The sequence below is a fragment of the Paraburkholderia sp. FT54 genome, assembly GCF_031585635.1.
Taxonomy (GTDB): Bacteria; Pseudomonadota; Gammaproteobacteria; order Burkholderiales; family Burkholderiaceae; genus Paraburkholderia.
In genome coordinates, this window is sequence record NZ_CP134195.1 from 4,001,849 (window position 1) to 4,016,863 (window position 15,015).

General features: G+C 62.9%; 15 protein-coding genes. 7 read left to right on the forward strand and 8 right to left on the reverse strand.

Annotation, left to right across the window (positions count from 1 at the left end):
- Nucleotides 1–186: 186 nt before the first annotated feature.
- On the reverse strand, nt 187–651 hold the full coding sequence (locus RI103_RS18350; protein ID WP_310813319.1) for a YraN family protein: 465 nt from the start codon (nt 649–651) through the stop codon (nt 187–189).
- Nucleotides 652–688: 37 nt separating this feature from the next.
- Here RI103_RS18350 and rsmI point away from each other — a divergent pair, with 37 nt between their 5' ends.
- The gene (gene rsmI / locus RI103_RS18355; protein ID WP_310813320.1) at nt 689–1,570 is read left to right on the forward strand and encodes a 16S rRNA (cytidine(1402)-2'-O)-methyltransferase; all 882 of its coding nucleotides are present in this window, start codon (nt 689–691) and stop codon (nt 1,568–1,570) included.
- Nucleotides 1,571–1,694: 124 nt separating this feature from the next.
- Here rsmI and RI103_RS18360 read toward each other — a convergent pair whose 3' ends face one another.
- Nucleotides 1,695–2,297 carry a septal ring lytic transglycosylase RlpA family protein gene (locus tag RI103_RS18360; RefSeq protein WP_409076955.1) on the reverse strand — a complete coding sequence of 201 codons (603 nt, stop codon included), beginning with the start codon at nt 2,295–2,297 and terminating at the stop codon, nt 1,695–1,697.
- Between the two features lie 241 nt (nt 2,298–2,538).
- Nucleotides 2,539–2,931 carry a hypothetical protein gene (locus tag RI103_RS18365; protein ID WP_310813322.1) on the reverse strand — a complete coding sequence of 131 codons (393 nt, stop codon included), beginning with the start codon at nt 2,929–2,931 and terminating at the stop codon, nt 2,539–2,541.
- A 2-nt stretch (nt 2,932–2,933) separates the two neighbouring features.
- On the opposite strand from RI103_RS18365, the gene RI103_RS18370 reads away from it, so the two are divergent.
- The 3 genes from RI103_RS18370 (at nt 2,934) to RI103_RS18380 (ending at nt 4,753) form a co-directional block, all read left to right on the forward strand.
- The gene (locus tag RI103_RS18370; protein WP_310813323.1) at nt 2,934–3,578 is read left to right on the forward strand and encodes an MBL fold metallo-hydrolase; all 645 of its coding nucleotides are present in this window, start codon (nt 2,934–2,936) and stop codon (nt 3,576–3,578) included.
- Nucleotides 3,575–4,204 (forward strand): exonuclease, encoded by a 630-nt coding sequence (locus RI103_RS18375; RefSeq protein ID WP_310813324.1) that lies wholly within the window; start codon nt 3,575–3,577, stop codon nt 4,202–4,204. Before RI103_RS18370 ends, RI103_RS18375 begins: the two co-directional genes overlap by 4 nt.
- A gap of 90 nt (nt 4,205–4,294) precedes the next feature.
- Nucleotides 4,295–4,753 carry an Lrp/AsnC family transcriptional regulator gene (locus RI103_RS18380; RefSeq protein ID WP_012431468.1) on the forward strand — a complete coding sequence of 153 codons (459 nt, stop codon included), beginning with the start codon at nt 4,295–4,297 and terminating at the stop codon, nt 4,751–4,753.
- A 56-nt stretch (nt 4,754–4,809) separates the two neighbouring features.
- On the opposite strand, the gene RI103_RS18385 is transcribed toward RI103_RS18380, so the two are convergent.
- The 3 genes from RI103_RS18385 to RI103_RS18395 form a co-directional block, all read right to left on the reverse strand.
- Entirely contained in the window at nt 4,810–6,063 is a 1,254-nt protein-coding gene (locus RI103_RS18385; protein ID WP_310813325.1) for a cation diffusion facilitator family transporter, read from the reverse strand.
- Between the two features lie 294 nt (nt 6,064–6,357).
- Nucleotides 6,358–6,660, reverse strand: a complete 303-nt coding sequence (locus tag RI103_RS18390; RefSeq protein WP_132376344.1) for an H-NS family nucleoid-associated regulatory protein — start codon at nt 6,658–6,660, stop codon at nt 6,358–6,360.
- Between the two features lie 396 nt (nt 6,661–7,056).
- Entirely contained in the window at nt 7,057–7,719 is a 663-nt protein-coding gene (locus tag RI103_RS18395; RefSeq protein WP_310813326.1) for a pyridoxamine 5'-phosphate oxidase family protein, read from the reverse strand.
- Nucleotides 7,720–7,915: 196 nt separating this feature from the next.
- On the opposite strand from RI103_RS18395, the gene RI103_RS18400 reads away from it, so the two are divergent.
- Nucleotides 7,916–9,127 carry an MFS transporter gene (locus RI103_RS18400; protein WP_310813327.1) on the forward strand — a complete coding sequence of 404 codons (1,212 nt, stop codon included), beginning with the start codon at nt 7,916–7,918 and terminating at the stop codon, nt 9,125–9,127.
- A 395-nt stretch (nt 9,128–9,522) separates the two neighbouring features.
- Here the strand turns inward: RI103_RS18400 and RI103_RS18405 are convergent, their stop codons facing one another.
- Together RI103_RS18405 and RI103_RS18410 are read right to left on the reverse strand one after the other, a co-directional pair.
- Nucleotides 9,523–10,668 (reverse strand): branched-chain amino acid ABC transporter substrate-binding protein, encoded by a 1,146-nt coding sequence (locus tag RI103_RS18405; protein ID WP_310813328.1) that lies wholly within the window; start codon nt 10,666–10,668, stop codon nt 9,523–9,525.
- Between the two features lie 423 nt (nt 10,669–11,091).
- Nucleotides 11,092–12,195 (reverse strand): nitronate monooxygenase, encoded by a 1,104-nt coding sequence (locus RI103_RS18410; protein ID WP_310813329.1) that lies wholly within the window; start codon nt 12,193–12,195, stop codon nt 11,092–11,094.
- A gap of 252 nt (nt 12,196–12,447) precedes the next feature.
- On the opposite strand from RI103_RS18410, the gene RI103_RS18415 reads away from it, so the two are divergent.
- Both RI103_RS18415 and RI103_RS18420 read left to right on the forward strand, forming a co-directional pair.
- Nucleotides 12,448–13,146: a dienelactone hydrolase family protein gene (locus tag RI103_RS18415; RefSeq protein WP_310813330.1), complete on the forward strand. Its 699-nt coding sequence runs from the start codon at nt 12,448–12,450 to the stop codon at nt 13,144–13,146.
- Between the two features lie 279 nt (nt 13,147–13,425).
- Complete coding sequence (locus tag RI103_RS18420; RefSeq protein ID WP_310813331.1) at nt 13,426–14,946, forward strand: amidase; 1,521 nt, start codon at nt 13,426–13,428, stop codon at nt 14,944–14,946.
- Nucleotides 14,947–15,015 lie beyond the last annotated feature (69 nt).

Sequence of the window (15,015 nt, forward strand, 5' to 3'; positions counted from 1 at the left end):
ACTGCGCGGCCGTGTTGTGAAGTCGTATTGCGAAGTCGTGCCGCTCCGATGAATCTGGCCAGCAACGCCGGTGCATACCCGCAAAAACATCGCGAATCGCGCTGCTTCCTGCGTTGCCGACGTTTCCCCGTGGCCTGCACGCGAGCGCAAGTTTATCGCACTCACGCGCGTTCTCCCCGCATGGCGTCAGACTTCGTCGGCACGAAACGCGTCGCGCAACCAGACGAGCCGGCCGGCTTCGAACGCAATCACGTCGAACCGGCACGCGGGCTGATCCCGCAAGCGCGAGACACGAGTCGCCAGAAAATGCTGCGCCGCGCGCACGATGCGCTGCTTCTTCTGCCAGCCGATACTCGCCGCCGCGCCGCCGTATCGGCGCTGCGCACGCGCGCGGACTTCGACGAACACCAGCGCACCCTCACGCTCGCGCATCACCAGATCGATCTCGCCGCCGCGGCACGACACATTGCGTGCGACGAATCGCAAACGCTGACGCTGCAAGAATTCCTGCGCACGCGCTTCGAAAGCCGCGCCGACGAGTTTGGACCCGACGAGTCCCGAAAAGTTGTGCGGCGTGACCAAGGCACTGCCCGGCGCCGCCGCTCTCGCGCTCGATTCCCCACCCGGGCCGCGTGACACTGCGTGGCACAATGACGGCCTCGTTCCGTCTGTTTGCGTCTTCTGCCTCATGACTCCTCTCTCCGAACTCGCGCAAGGGCAGCAGTACCCCACCGCCGCGCTGTATGTGGTGGCCACGCCGATCGGCAACATCGCCGACGTCACGCTGCGCGCGTTGCATGTGCTCGGACTGGTGGACCGCATCGCCGCCGAAGACACCCGCAACACGGGTCAACTGCTCGCGCGTTACGGCATCTCGAAGCCGCTAGTCGCCGTGCATCAGCACAACGAGCGGGCTGCTGCACTGCGTCTGATCGAACATCTGCAAGCGGGCGAGCGCGTGGCCTACGTATCCGATGCGGGCACGCCGGGCATCTCGGACCCCGGCGCGAAACTCGTCGACGCGGTCCGTGAAGCCGGCTTTCCCGTTATCCCCCTGCCCGGCGCAAGCGCGCTCGCGACCGCCTTGAGCGCGGCCGGCGACTGGGTCGCGACGTTCTCGTTCCTCGGCTTCCTGCCGCCGAAGGCAAAGGCCCGCGCCGCGACGCTGCAATCGCTAGCGAACCATCCTCACGCGATGGTGTTCTACGAAGCGCCACACCGGATCGTCGAAACGGTGCAGGCGCTGGCGGACGCATTCGGCGGCGAGCGCAAGCTGCTCATCGCACGGGAATTGACGAAGTTACATGAAGCGCTGCACTGCGGCACCCTGGCCGAAGGGCCAACGTGGCTCGCCGCCGACCCGAACCGGCAGCGCGGCGAATTCGTGCTGGTGGTGGAAGGCGCGCAACCAGAGACCGCCGGCGAACACGATCACGACGCGTTGCTAGGCATCTTGCTGGAGGAATTGACGGTGAGCAGCGCGGCCAAGGTGGCGGCGGCTATCACCGGAACGCCGCGCAACGCGTTGTACACGCGCGCTCTGGCGTTGAAGAAAGAAGATGAAGAGTAAAAGCTAACGGACAAAGGAAAAGGGCCGCGCAATGCGGCCCTTCGTTCTTCTGCGGACACAACCCGCAAGGTCGTCGACGCGGCGCTACGAGGAGCGCGCGTTAGCCGCCCTCACCGCAGTCATATCACTTCTGTGCGGTCGAATCCGAATTCGACGCCAGCATTTCATTACGCGCGTCACGAGCTTCCTGCTGCGTCAAACCTTCGATCTCCACCCGCGCCGTACCGGCATGGCGCATGTTGAGAACAGCCGCCGCGGCCATGGACAGATCGATCACGCGGCCACGCGCATACGGACCACGGTCGTTGATACGCACGATGACCGAGCGCGACGTGGCCGGGTTGGTCACGCGCACGTAGGAGCCGAGCGGCAACGTACGATGCGCCGCGGTCAGCGCGTGCATGTCATAGCGCTCACCATTGGCGGTACGGCGGCCATGGAAGCCGCGGCCGTACCACGACGCGCGACCGGTCTGATGAAAGTCCGAAATGCCGGAACCGTCATCGGTAAGAGGCTTTGCATCGGCCAGCGACGTGCCTTGAGCAGTCGCGTCGGAGGCCGGCGCGCTACCGAAAGCTTGCGGTCCGAAGGAGCCCGCCTGCGTCAATTTCGTGCTCTGCGGTACGCCGCTATCCGACGTGTTGCCGGCGCCCGGAGGCGTGGCGCAACCCGCCAGCACAAAAAAGGCAAAAAGAGTCCCCAGACCACGGGATAACCGAGTTTTCATAAGACGTGCAATCACATTGTCGAGCCGCATCACGCGAAGTTGAGCGTGTTGCCTGCGACTCCGGCGGCAATGGACGACAACGCGCCGCGCAGACGAGCGCAGTACGTCAAAGCCCGGATGCGGCTCACTCAGCCGCTACCGCACGATTAATTTTCACGTCTGGCGCAACCTGTCCCCGGCAGCCTGACCAGACCCCACATGCCGCCATCGAACGTGGCAAACACGTTCTTGCGCGCGAAACTCAGCGCGCAGGAACGGCGGCGTAGGCCCCACCCAGCGTCACGGCAGTTAAGTCCGTAGCAGGCGCGCGGCGCCTGGCTGGGCAAGACGTGTGCATCGAAAGCATCGATACTTGATGGCCGTCCAGAAGTGCGACAGCCCATACTTGAGTGACGATCCGCGCGCCCATTTTTGATGGGGACGCATCGTCTTGTGGCAGCACAATTCCCTGTGCATGAAGTCCATTATACCTAAAACAGAATTTTGGGATGACAAGCGACTGAAAACCTTGATGAATTTTCACTACTGCTGCAAAAATCAGCAGCCCAACGCCCGCTGCGCCGGGCTTCAGCGCCGTCGGCGAACGTGGGCGAGAGGCCGGTACAATCAACGTTTTTCCCAGCGGCGCCGTCATCCATGAAAGTCACCTTGATCCCCGTCACGCCGTTCCAGCAGAATAGTTCGCTGCTCGTTTGCGAGGCAACCGGACGCGCGGCCGTCGTCGATCCGGGCGGCGACCTTGACATCATCCAGGGCGAAATCGCGCGGCAAAACGTGACGGTCGAAAAAGTTTTTCTGACGCACGGTCACATCGATCACTGCGCGGGCGCGAAGACGCTGGCCGCGCACTACGGCGTGCCGATCGAAGGCCCGCACCCCGACGAACGGTTCTGGCTCGACAAGCTGCCGGACCAAAGCACGCGCTTCGGCTTTCCGGCCGCCGAAGCGTTCGAGCCGGATCGCTGGTTGCAGAACAGCGAGACCGTGCAGTTCGGCGACGAAACGCTCGAGGTCTATCACTGCCCGGGCCACACGCCGGGCCACGTGGTGTTCTTCAGCCGCGCGCATCGGCTCGCGCTGGTGGGCGACGTGCTGTTCGCCGGCTCGATCGGGCGCACGGATTTTCCGCGCGGCAATCACGCGGACCTGGTGCGCTCGATCCGCGAAAAACTTTGGCCGCTCGGCGACGACGTCACCTTCGTTCCGGGCCACGGTCCCACCTCGACGTTCGGCGCGGAACGCCGCACCAATCCGTACGTCGCCGACGGAGTCGAGGCATGAGTAGCGAAATCTACGTGAGCACCGATATCGAAGCGGACGGCCCGATTCCCGGTCCGCATTCCATGCTCAGTTTCGCCTCTGCCGCCTACACCGAAGACAAGCAGTTGATCGCCACCTTCTCGGCCAATCTCGAGTTGCTCGAGGGAGCCAAGGCGCATCCCGTGCAGGAAGCGTGGTGGAAGACGCAGCCCGAAGCATGGGAAGCCTGCCGCAAGGACTTGCAGACGCCCGAGGCCGCGTTGACGGCGTACGTCGCCTGGGTCGAAGCGCTGCCGGGCAAACCGGTGTTCGTGGCAATGCCGGCCGGCTTCGACTTTACTTACATGTTCTGGTACATGATGCGGTTTGTCGGCCGCTGTCCGTTTTCGTGGTCGGCGCTCGACATCAAGACGTTGGCGTTCGCGATGACCGGCCTGCCGTACCGCAAGAACATCAAGCCGCGCTTCCCGAAACACTGGTTCGACGAACATCCGCATACCCATGTCGCGCTGGACGACGCGATCGAGCAGGGCGCGCTTTTCTGCAACATGTTGAAGGATCTGCGCGCAAGTCACGCGATCACGCTCGTACCCGGTAAAGATGGGGACGGCACAGGGCAAAACGCCGCTGAGGAACCGGCAAATTAGGTAATCTCCCTCGTCGAACCCGTTTTACATTGCGTTTCGTTTTCGCGCCCTCTACCATGCGTTGATACGGCGACGCAAACGGAGGCGCAGTTGACACTCGATACGTTCTCTCAAAAAATCCTGCGCCTTCTGCAGCTCGACGCACGCCGCTCGGTGCAAGAAATTTCCGACCAGGTTGGCCTGTCGAGCACGCCATGCTGGCGGCGCATCAAGGACATGGAGCAGTCGGGCGTCATCCAGCGCTATACGGCGCTGCTGGATCGGGAAAAGCTCGGGCTGCACGTGTGCGCCCTCGCCCATATTCACCTCACGCGGCACACCGAAGGCGGCGTGGAACAGTTCGAACGGGAAATCGCCACCTGCCCGGAAGTCACCGAGTGCTACAGCACGACCGGCGAATCCGACTACATCCTCAAGATCGTCGCGCCGGACATCAAGGCGTACGACAGTTTTCTGCACGAACGCATCTTCAAGATTCCCGCTGTTGCGCAGGTTCGCACAAGCGTCGTGCTGCGCGAAATCAAATTCGATACGCAATTGCCGCTGTGATCCGTTGATGGCTTGACGACGCCCCTCAGCGGCATGCTCACGCGGCGCCGCGGGCGTCAGGTGGCGCTGTGCGGTTCCGCGGCCTTCGCACGTTCTTCAATCGCCTCGCCGGCTTTTGCGCCGAGCGCCGCCGAATCGACTTCGGCCGGCACCGCGTCCAGTTCCTGTAGCAGGTCCACTCTGCGCGCTCCCAAGCGAGCCTTGAGCGCCGCTAGATCCACGCGCCCAAGCCGTTGCGCTTCGCCGTCTAACGCGCGCGACGACGGTGCGCCCGGCAGCACCACATCGACATCCAACCCCGTGCTCAGGTAGTGGATATTCACCGCCGCCGCCTTCACGCCATAAGCAGCCAGCGCGGCGTTCACGTCCGCGACCACTCGTTCGCGGGTCGGCAGATCGACCGGCGGATGCGCAAGCGCATCGTTCTCGGGATCGACATGAATCAACGCGTCGAGCACGCGGCTGTCCGTCAGCACGCGCAGACGCGCCGACTCGGCAATGTAGTGCCCTTCCGATACCGAGATCAGCGGATCGACCAGAATGTGCGCGTCGACGAGCGCGAAGTCGCCCATCTTGCGCGTGCGCATTTCGTGCACTTCGCGCACGCCGGGCGTCGAGAGCAGGAGCGCGCGCATGTCGCCGGTGGCTTCGTCGTCGAGCGCGCGGTCGGAGAGATCCTGCAGCGCGTCCCAGCCGAACGTCCAGCCCATGCGCGCCACCATGAAGCCGACGATCGCCGCGGCAATCGGATCGAGCAGCCGCACCCCGGCGAGGCTGCCGACAATACCGATCGCGACCACTAGCGACGACGCCGCGTCGGAACGCGCGTGCCACGCATTGGCCACCAACATGGCGGAACGCACGCGTTGCGCTTCGCGCAGCATGTAGCGAAACAGACTCTCTTTGGAAATCAGCACCAGCACGGCGACTGCGAGCGCACTCATATGCACGGCCGGGATGTTTTGCAAATCGGCGAGACGCGTTCCGGCTCGCCACAACATACCGACGCCTACCGCGATTAGAAGCGCGCCCAAAAATAACGACGCCACGGTTTCATAGCGGCTATGCCCGTAATTGTGATCCGCGTCGGGCTTGGCCCCGCTGTGCCGATTGGCAATCAGCACGACAAAATCGGAAATCAGATCGGCAAGGGAATGGACGCCGTCCGCAACCAATGCCTGCGAGTGAGCAAACACCCCTATGACAATTTGCAGCGTCATCAATACTGTATTGAGCGCAATACTGACAAAGGTACTTTTGCGCGCAACGCGATGTTTTTCGGCGGATTGGGCAGCGGCGGTGGCAGGCATCTCTGAAGCGGAATGAAAAGTTCAATCCCGACATTCTACCCGCCGCATCTCGAAATGCGCGGAAGGCACCGAAAAAAACCTTTTAAATCAGCCTCTTATCTAAACGAAAAGCATTCGCGTTCAAGTCGGGCGGAGTCCGTGCGACAGAAAACCACGACATGGGTCGCGGCAATAAAAAAACCGCGCCCTCGACGGTACGCGGTTCTCTCCTGCAATGGCAGACGCGATAAGGGCATCTGATCGAAGCTAATCGTATTACTTGATGGCCAGAAGCTTTACCTGCTGGCCGAAGCATTATTTCTGGATCAGAAACTTCTCACGATCCAGACCTGCGATCCAGCGCGGCGGCTTGCCACGGCCAGACCACGTGCTGCCGCTATCCGGGTCGCGATACTTCGGTGCGACACCTGCGCGCGGACGCGCGGCTTTAGCACCCTTGGCGGCGCGACCGCCCCCGAGTTCTGTCAGAGAAATGCCGTAGTCGGTCATCTTCTGCTTGATCTCATTCAACACTTCCGCGTATTCGCGCGACTTCGCTTCTTCGATCTGCTTTTCGAGCTTCTCGCGCTGGGCGAGTAGTTCCTTGTAGGAAGACATAGGTTCCCTTTGTGGTTTGGATAAATGACTGCCAGTCTTAAGCCAGCTTGCCCTTTGAAGGTTGATCATGCCTCGGAATTTGATGGCGAGATTAACACAAAATAGAAAGATTACAAAAGCGGAAGCGTTAAATTAATCCCAATTCGTTTCAAAAAATTTCCAGCCGCCACCGTGTTACACCACTCCCTTTCAGATAACTGATTTCGCATTTTGCTGAAAACGCGGTTGACATCAGTAATTATGGGATTAACTATCAAAAAATGAAAATTAAGAACGCAATCCGACAACAACATTTCACGCCATGAGAGCTTTATCGTGAAACGTCGTAACATATTGCGAGAGGCGTTCTGCGCTGCTATTACGCATGCGTGTTTTCCCCGAACGGCACCAAAAAAACTAATTCACGTAGCGCTGCATGCAGGCTTCGAGCGCCGCGTACAAGGTTTCGGTATTGGGTTTGGCGTCGTCGAACGCAAACCGGCTGCGCACACCGTTCAGTTTCAGATCCGCGCCATATCGATCGACGCCGACGAGTTGAAATTCGCCCGTGCTGCCGCAGCGGCTGGCGAACTGCGCAATGAACGTGTTCTCTTCATCGAAACCGAGTGGCGGCAAAGGATCGAGTTCCGCGCCGGCGAGCCACCCCATCGCGCCGAAGCCGCCGATATAACGCAGCCGCTCGAGCCTCATTGCCCAGAACGTGAAATCGCCGAGCACGAGGTAGCGTTCCGCGTCCGGGTGATAGCGCAGATAGCGCTGTACGACCTCGGGCGTCGAATCGACCGGCTCGAAGGTGCCTAGCAAGGTGACACGCTGGCCGCTCAGCACGTCGCCGTCGGGTGCGTCGACCGCCAGAAAACCGGCGCGCGGGTCGGCGTGCAGGTTATGGGTATGCTCGGCGAGCCGGCTGACCAGGATCGTCGGACGATGTCGCGAGTCCGGCGCGAACGGCAGCACGGACGGATAAGGAAAGCCTTCCGGCTGGCGCGCGTGAGTGGCCAGCGTGCCGACAGCAGCTGTGTGCAGCAGATGCAGTGGAGCGTGAGCGGGAATATTCACGTGCGCGTTCCTCGATAGATGAGCAGCGATTCACAAACGGCAAGCGGACCGCAAACCGCGCAACGCCTGTCACGCCCGCGCCGAACAATCGCAAGTGTGCGGGTTCCGTTCTCCAAGCATAAGACAGCATGCTTCGTTAGAATCGGAAATTCGCTTTCCACGCACTTTCCCCCGCGTCACCCTCCTTGAGATTTCTGTGTCAGACCGCTCTTCCGATTTCGCCGCCCTTCCCGCCGCTCACCGCGACCTGTCCGATACCGCCCGGCAGCGAGCCCGTATCGCCACGATGGCGGTGTTCTTCATCGCCGGCATGATGTACGCGTCGTGGGGGGTACATGTACCGACGGTGCGCGACCGTTTCCATCTGAACGCCGCCATGCTCTCCTTCGCACTGTTCGCCGTGGCGGGCGGCTCGATCGGCGCGATGGCGGCCAATGCTTCGTGGATCGCGCGGGTCGGCACGCGCCGCGCCTGCCTCACCGGCGGCCTCGTGATGGCGGTGTGCGCGGCGCTGATTCTGGTCGTGCCCACATACTGGCTGCTGCTGGTCGTGCTGGCCACTTTCGGCGCGGGCATGGCCACGCTCGATGTCGCGATGAACGCCGAGGCCAGCGCCGTCGAGAAAGCGCTCGGCAAGCCGATCATGTCGTCGTTGCACGGCATGTTCAGCGTCGGCGGGATGTTCGGTGCGGCGGTCGGCGGCGCGCTGCTGTCGCGCGGCATGGCACCGGCCGTGCATCTCGTGCTGGCTGCCGCGGTCAGCGCGCTCGTGCTGATTGCCGCCTGTCCTTCCGTGCTACCGCACGTGCCGCACGCCGATCACCCCGACTCCGCCACACCGCGCGCCAACCGCTGGCGCTCGCCGGCGTTGTGGGCGCTCGGCGCGATGGCGCTGGTCGCGCTGATCGCCGAAGGCGCAATGTACGACTGGGCCACCGTCTATATGCGCGACGTCGTACTGGCTACGCCGGCGCTCGCGAGCGCGGCCTACGCGGCGTTCTCCGGCGGCATGGCGGCCGCGCGGTTTGCCGGCGACGCGGTGCGCGCCCGCTTCGGCGCGCCGCAACTGGTGATGGCGAGCGCGACGCTCGCCTGTGTCGGGATGGTCGGCGCGCTGTTGCTGCCGAATCCGGTCGTCGCGCTGATCGGCTTCACGCTGATGGGGCTCGGTCTGGCGAACATGATGCCTGTGCTGTTCGCGGCGGGGGCGAACGTCAAAGGTATTCATGCGGCGGAAGGACTCGCGCACGTCGCGGGCCTGGCGTATTTCGGGCTGCTGCTCGGGCCGGTGATCATCGGCGCGGTAGCGCAAGTGACCAGCTTGCCGATCGGGTTGTCGGTGGTCGCCATTTGTTCCGCACTGATCGCGCTCGTGGGTCCGAAGGTGTTGAGGCGTTTGAAGATCTGACACGAAGGCGCGCCGCGCGCATGCGATTGAACTCGCCATACACCGACAAAATCCATTCGCGCCTACGCAAACGATTGCGCAGACGCGCGGCACCATGAAAGTAAGGACTCGCGAGCGTCGCGTCGATTTCTCGCATGGCATTGGCCGCGTTGAAACCGTGGCCGACCGGCGCGCCATGCACCGCTGATGACGGCGCGTCGAGCAACAGATTCCCGGCGATCCAGCGGCGCCACGCGTCGTCCAACGAACGGGACACAGTGGTCACGGCAGTTTCTCCGAGCAATGGGGAGCCGCAAAAGAATCAGCAAAAGAAAAGGCACGCGAGCCCCGCGGCGCGCGTGCCTTTTTGCATGCAACCGAAGACAGCCGATACGCTGCCTTCGGTCACGCGATTTTTACATCTTCACTACGTCGAGCAGCGTCTTCTTGCCTGCCTTGTAGTTGTACAGCGAGATCACGCCGTGCTGAAGGTCGCCCTTCGAGTCGAACGTGGTTTCGCCGATCACACCCTTGTAATCCGTGCTCGGCATTGCTGCCAGAATCTTCGCCGGATCGGTCGAGTTAGCACGCTTCATAGCGTCGACGATGATATACACAGCGTCATACGTGAACGGAGCGTAGATCTGGATCGGCTGACCGAAACGCTTCTGATACTTGGCGAGGAACGCTGCGCCGCCAGCCATCTTCTCGAGCGCCATACCGGCTTCCGAGCAGACGATGTTGTCGGTTGCGTCGCCAGCCAGGTCCGACAGCTTGTCGGTACACACGCCGTCGCCTGCCAGCACCTTCGCGCGCAGGCCGAGCTGCTTGGCTTGCTTGGCGAACGGGCCGCCGGTGGCGTCCATGCCGCCGTACATGATCGCGTCCGGGTTTTCGCCCTTGATCTTCGTCAGAATCGCGCGGAAGTCGACAGCCTTGTCGTTCGTCGCGTCATGCGACATCACGTTCAGGCCCAGCGACTTGGCGGTCTTTTCGAATTCGTTTGCGAGACCCTGGCCGTAAGCGGTCGAGTCGTCGACGATCGCGACGCTCTTCACTTTCAGACCCTTCGCTGCGTAGTTAGCCAGTGCCGGACCTTGTTGCGCATCGGTCGCCACGACGCGGTACGTCGTCTTGAAACCTTGTTGCGTGTAGGCCGGGTTCGTTGCCGACGGCGAGATCTGCACGATGCCAGCATCGCTATAGATCTTCGAAGCCGGGATCGACGTGCCCGAATTCAAGTGGCCGACCACTGCGACGACCTTGTCGTCGACCAGTTTCTGTGCGACTTGAGTTGCCGTGCGCGGGTCGGCTGCATCGTCTTGCGGATCGAGTTGCAGCGTGATTTTCTGGCCACCGATCGTCAGGCCCTTGGCGTTGATTTCTTCAACTGCCAGGCGCGCGCCGTTTTCGTTGTCTTTACCCAGGTGAGCGATACCGCCAGTCAGCGGTGCAACGTGACCGATCTTGACGACCGTGTCGGCTGCCGCCGTTGTTGCCAACGTCGCGAACAGCATCGCCGCAGCGCTGATCGGCAACAGCTTTTGAATCTTGATGTTCATATAAGTCTCCAGTTTCGGTCCCAAAAACAACGTAATCGCCCTGTGCCCCCGCTTCCCCAACACGTGTCGCTCAGTCCCGTGGACGACCACGCCGGTTGCATCGTTCATGCACTTGGCCAGCACGCTCGCCGGACTGTTTGTGGCAGGCGGCAAACCGTACTTGCGCGCAAGTGTAGGCCATCAAATTAATTTGTGGGGCTTTTTTGAGGAAGTGGGATGAACACTAATAGCGTTTATCCAACAGGCGCAGATCGCGGCTGGAGAGAGCGACTGGAAAGCACCAGCCCATGCGGGTTTCCGCTATGTCGGGCTTTCGTCTAACAGCACGGTCTAAAGCTTTTAGCGTGTTAAACCGTTAATCATCCGAATGGGCTTGGTGCTTGAAAACGAAGCACGTCCGGACTCCGTCCGGATCGTGCTGGATCAGCGTTTGAATGCGGCGATGCGCGCCGCTGCCGCGCGCCATTCGTGTTCGAGTTGGGCCATCAGTTCGGCGGCGCCGAGACCTTCGCGGCGGGCTCGGCCCAAAGGCGCGCCCTGGCCTGACCAGAGCGACAGATAGTCGGCGTTGTCCGCGCGGCTCGCGGTTTGCCGCAACTCCTGCGTCAACGCGTTTTGCACCGGATACGGCGCGATCTTCTGCGCCGCTGCGCTCAAACGCTGCATCAACGGATTGCGAATGCCGCGCGCATGGCGGCCGGTGATCGCGCGCGTGACCGAAGTCGACGTGTCGGACGTGGACCGCACGCGGGTTTTCCATGCCTGCGGGATCGCGCTCTCCTGACAGGTGAGAAACGCGGTGCCCATCACCGCCGCTTGCGCGCCGAGCGCCAGCGCGGCGACGATGCCGCGGCCGTCCATGATGCCGCCGGCGGCGAGCACCGGCAGCCCGGTCGCGTCGACGAGTTGCGGCACGAGCGCGATCGTGCCGACCAGCGCGTCTTCGAATGCGCCGATGAACGTGCCGCGATGCGCGCCCGCCTCCGCACCTTGCGCGGCAATCGCATCGGCGCCCGCATCGCGCCAGGCCACGCCTTCGGCGACATGCGTCGCGGTGCCTATTACATATAGACCGTTGGCGTGCAGGCGGGCAACATCGTCGGCCGCAAGCAGCCCGAACGTGAAGCTCGCCAGCGGCACACGCAACTCGATCAGCGTGTCCAGTTGCGCGCGGAAGTCCGGTGCGTAGCGTGCGAGCGGAGCGCCCGGCGGCAAACCGAGATCACTGCGCAGCGGATCGATGGCTTCGAGCGCGATACGCACGGTCACGTCGTCCGGCGCGGCCGGCTCGAGCACGAACAGATTCACGCCGAACGGACAATCCGTCAGCGCGCGAATCGCCGCGACTTCGCTCGCGATCTTCTCGGGCGAGAGCGCCGCGCCCGCCAGAAAACCGAGACCGCCGGCGTTCGATACCGCGGCGACCATGGCCGGCGTCGTCGCGCCGCCCGCCATCGGCGCCTGCACGACCGGCACGCGCAAGCCGAAACGCTCCGCAAACGGCGTCACACAACTCCCTTCACTCATGATGGATTCCTTTCCAGTAATGCGCTCGCGACATGAGCGAGCCGATACGCTTCAATGTACCGAGGCGGCCCGCGCGGGGAAAATGAATTATCGAGAACGTTTCAATCGCCTTACGAGATTTCCGCCGCGTGGAGCCGCGCTGCACGGCGTTTCTTTTGATGGCAAACTGACCGCCCCGCTTCAGGCATTCAGGCCACTGGCCTTCACCCGGACCGACCTCGCGCAGCCGCGCGCGAGTCAATGGAGAGCAACATGAGCACCACTTCCCGATGGATCGACATTCCCGCTGGTAACGACAGTTTCGGCGGCTATCTGGCGTTGCCCAAGGGCGGCAAGGGACCGGCCGTCATCATCATTCAGGAAATCTTCGGCGTGAATAGCCACATCCGTTCGGTCGCGGATCAGTACGCGCAGGACGGCTACGTTGCGCTCGCACCGGACGTGTTCTGGCGCGTGCAACCGCGCGTGGAATTGACGTATGACGGCGCCGACCGCGAAAAGGGCATCGAACTGATGCAGGAGCTCAAGCTCGACGACGCCGTGGCCGACATCGGCGCAGCCGCAGCCGCACTGCGCGCCATGCCGGAAGTGACCGGCAAGGTCGCGGCCATCGGCTTCTGCTTTGGCGGCCGGCTCGCGTATCTGGCCGCGGCGCAAGGCACGCTCGACGGCGCGGTCGCCTACTACGGCGGCGGCATTCAAAACCAGCTCGACGAAGCCGCGAAGGTCAAGGTGCCGATGCAGTTCCACTACGGCGAACTCGACGCGCATATTCCGCTGTCGGCCGTCGGTCAGATTCAGGAACGTTTCGCCGGCCGCACGGACGCCGAGTTCAACATCTACCCGAACGCCGATCACGGCTTCAACTGCTCGGACCGCGCTTCGTATAACCAGCGCGCTGCCGCATTGGCGCATGGCCGCACGCTGACCTTCCTCGGCGAACGTCTGTAACGCGCCGTTTTAATTGGCGCGCTTGTTGGCGCGCTTGTTGGTGCCGCTATTCGTGTCGTTAATTTGCGCGCTTCAATTGCGCTTTTTTGCTGGCGGTTTTTCTCGCGCTAGCAACTCGCGCACATAACTCAGTTACTCTCTCAAAGACGGCGTGTCAGCGGCACGCCGTCTTTTTCCATGTGCGGCGATCAATCCGCTCGACGGACGCTCCAGCGGCACCGTGCATCGCGCGCATGGACACCGGCCGCACAACACTCGAAAAGCGAGGGCTCATCCGTCGTGCAAACAGACTATCTCGCCCATGACGCCACCGGCCTCGCCGAACTGGTACGCAAGCGTGAGGCAAGCGCGCGCGAGTTGCTCGACATTGCAATTTCACGCACCGAAGCCGTCAATCCCGCCATCAATGCGATTGTCCTGAAGGACTACGACGCAGCCCGTCAACGCGCTTCACGCGACGACGCAAGCCGGGCGAACGGCGCGGGCAATGCGGATCGCGTCAGCGCGCAAACAGCGCTGGCTGGCGTGCCTTATCTGATCAAGGATCTCGGCGCCCCGGTCGCCGGACTGCGCATGGCGATGGGCAGCCGCCACTACCGCCATTTCGTCCCCACCGAAGACGCGCCCGTGGTCGCGCTGGTAAAAGCGGCCGGCCTCAACATCTTCGCCAAGACCAGCACATCCGAGCTCGGTCAGATGCCTTATACGGAGCCCGAACTGTTCGGCGCGTGCCGCAATCCGTGGAATCTCGACCATACGCCGGGCGGCTCGAGCGGTGGCGCGGCGGCGGCGGTTGCCGCCGGCATCGTGCCGCTCGCGCATGCGTCGGACGGCGGCGGCTCGATCCGCATTCCGGCATCATGCTGCGGACTCTTCGGTCTCAAACCTTCACGCGGGCGTGTGCCGCGTGCGACGGCGGCAGCAGCAGCCGGTGAACTCGGCGTCGATCTTGCGGTGTCGCGCAGTGTGCGCGACAGTGCGTTGCTGCTCGATCTGCTCGCGGGCAATGCGGACAGACCGCTCGGCGCGCCGGGCACGTTTCTGAGCGCGAGCCGCGAGCCGTGCAAGCCGCTGAATATCGCGTACGTCACCGAGCCGATGCTGGCGCCGTCGCTTTCCGCCGACGCGCGCGCCGCACTCGAAGACGCCGCGCAACTCGCCAGCTCGCTCGGCCATAACATCGAACCGGTCTCGCTCGGCATCGACTTCGCGGCGGTTCGCCACGCGTTCCTCACGCTCTGGTCCGTGACGGCGGAAGATCTGGTGCTGAATGCCGAGCGCATCAGCGGCCGCAAACCGCTGCGCGCCGAATTCGAGATTTCGACGTGGACGATGGCGCATGTGGGCCGCAAACTCGGCGAGCGCGGCCTGCCCGCCGCGCTTGAAGAGCAGCGCCGGATTACCGAGCGCCTCACCGATCTGCTGAACCGCTACGACGTGGTCTTGTGCGCCACGCTCGCCGCGCCGCCGATCAAGATCGGCGAGATGCACCCCACTCCCGCTGAACGCATGCAGATGCGCGCCGTGACCGCCATGCCGCTCGAAGCGCTGATGAAGAAGGTTCTGATGGAAGCATCGAATAAGGCGTTTACGTGGGCCGGTTGCACGGAACTGTTCAACCTGAGCGGCCAGCCGGCGATGTCGGTACCGCTTTACTGGAATGCGCGCGGACTGCCGATCGGCGTGCAATTCGCCGCGCGCGACGGCGGCGAGGCGACGCTGCTGCGTCTGGCGGCGCAGCTCGAAACGGCACGGCCGTGGTTCGACAAGCGGCCGCCGTTGGTGAAGGCACGCAGCTAGGCGAGAGGTGTGGGAGCAGATGTCGCAGCGAAGTAGCGGTAATGGCCCGCAGCCGGCCTCAAAGCCAGG

Excerpts from the sequence above, each read along its gene's own strand:
- rsmI (WP_310813320.1), top strand. The coding sequence starts at position 689 with ATGACTCCTCTCTCCGAACTCGCGCAAGGGCAGCAGTACCCCACCGCC.
- RI103_RS18360 (WP_409076955.1), bottom strand. The coding sequence starts at position 2,297 with ATGAAAACTCGGTTATCCCGTGGTCTGGGGACTCTTTTTGCCTTTTTT.
- RI103_RS18365 (WP_310813322.1), bottom strand. The coding sequence starts at position 2,931 with ATGACGGCGCCGCTGGGAAAAACGTTGATTGTACCGGCCTCTCGCCCA.
- RI103_RS18370 (WP_310813323.1), top strand. The coding sequence starts at position 2,934 with ATGAAAGTCACCTTGATCCCCGTCACGCCGTTCCAGCAGAATAGTTCG.
- RI103_RS18375 (WP_310813324.1), top strand. The coding sequence starts at position 3,575 with ATGAGTAGCGAAATCTACGTGAGCACCGATATCGAAGCGGACGGCCCG.
- RI103_RS18385 (WP_310813325.1), bottom strand. The coding sequence starts at position 6,063 with ATGCCTGCCACCGCCGCTGCCCAATCCGCCGAAAAACATCGCGTTGCG.
- RI103_RS18390 (WP_132376344.1), bottom strand. The coding sequence starts at position 6,660 with ATGTCTTCCTACAAGGAACTACTCGCCCAGCGCGAGAAGCTCGAAAAG.
- RI103_RS18405 (WP_310813328.1), bottom strand. The coding sequence starts at position 10,668 with ATGAACATCAAGATTCAAAAGCTGTTGCCGATCAGCGCTGCGGCGATG.
- RI103_RS18410 (WP_310813329.1), bottom strand. The coding sequence starts at position 12,195 with ATGAGTGAAGGGAGTTGTGTGACGCCGTTTGCGGAGCGTTTCGGCTTG.
- RI103_RS18415 (WP_310813330.1), top strand. The coding sequence starts at position 12,448 with ATGAGCACCACTTCCCGATGGATCGACATTCCCGCTGGTAACGACAGT.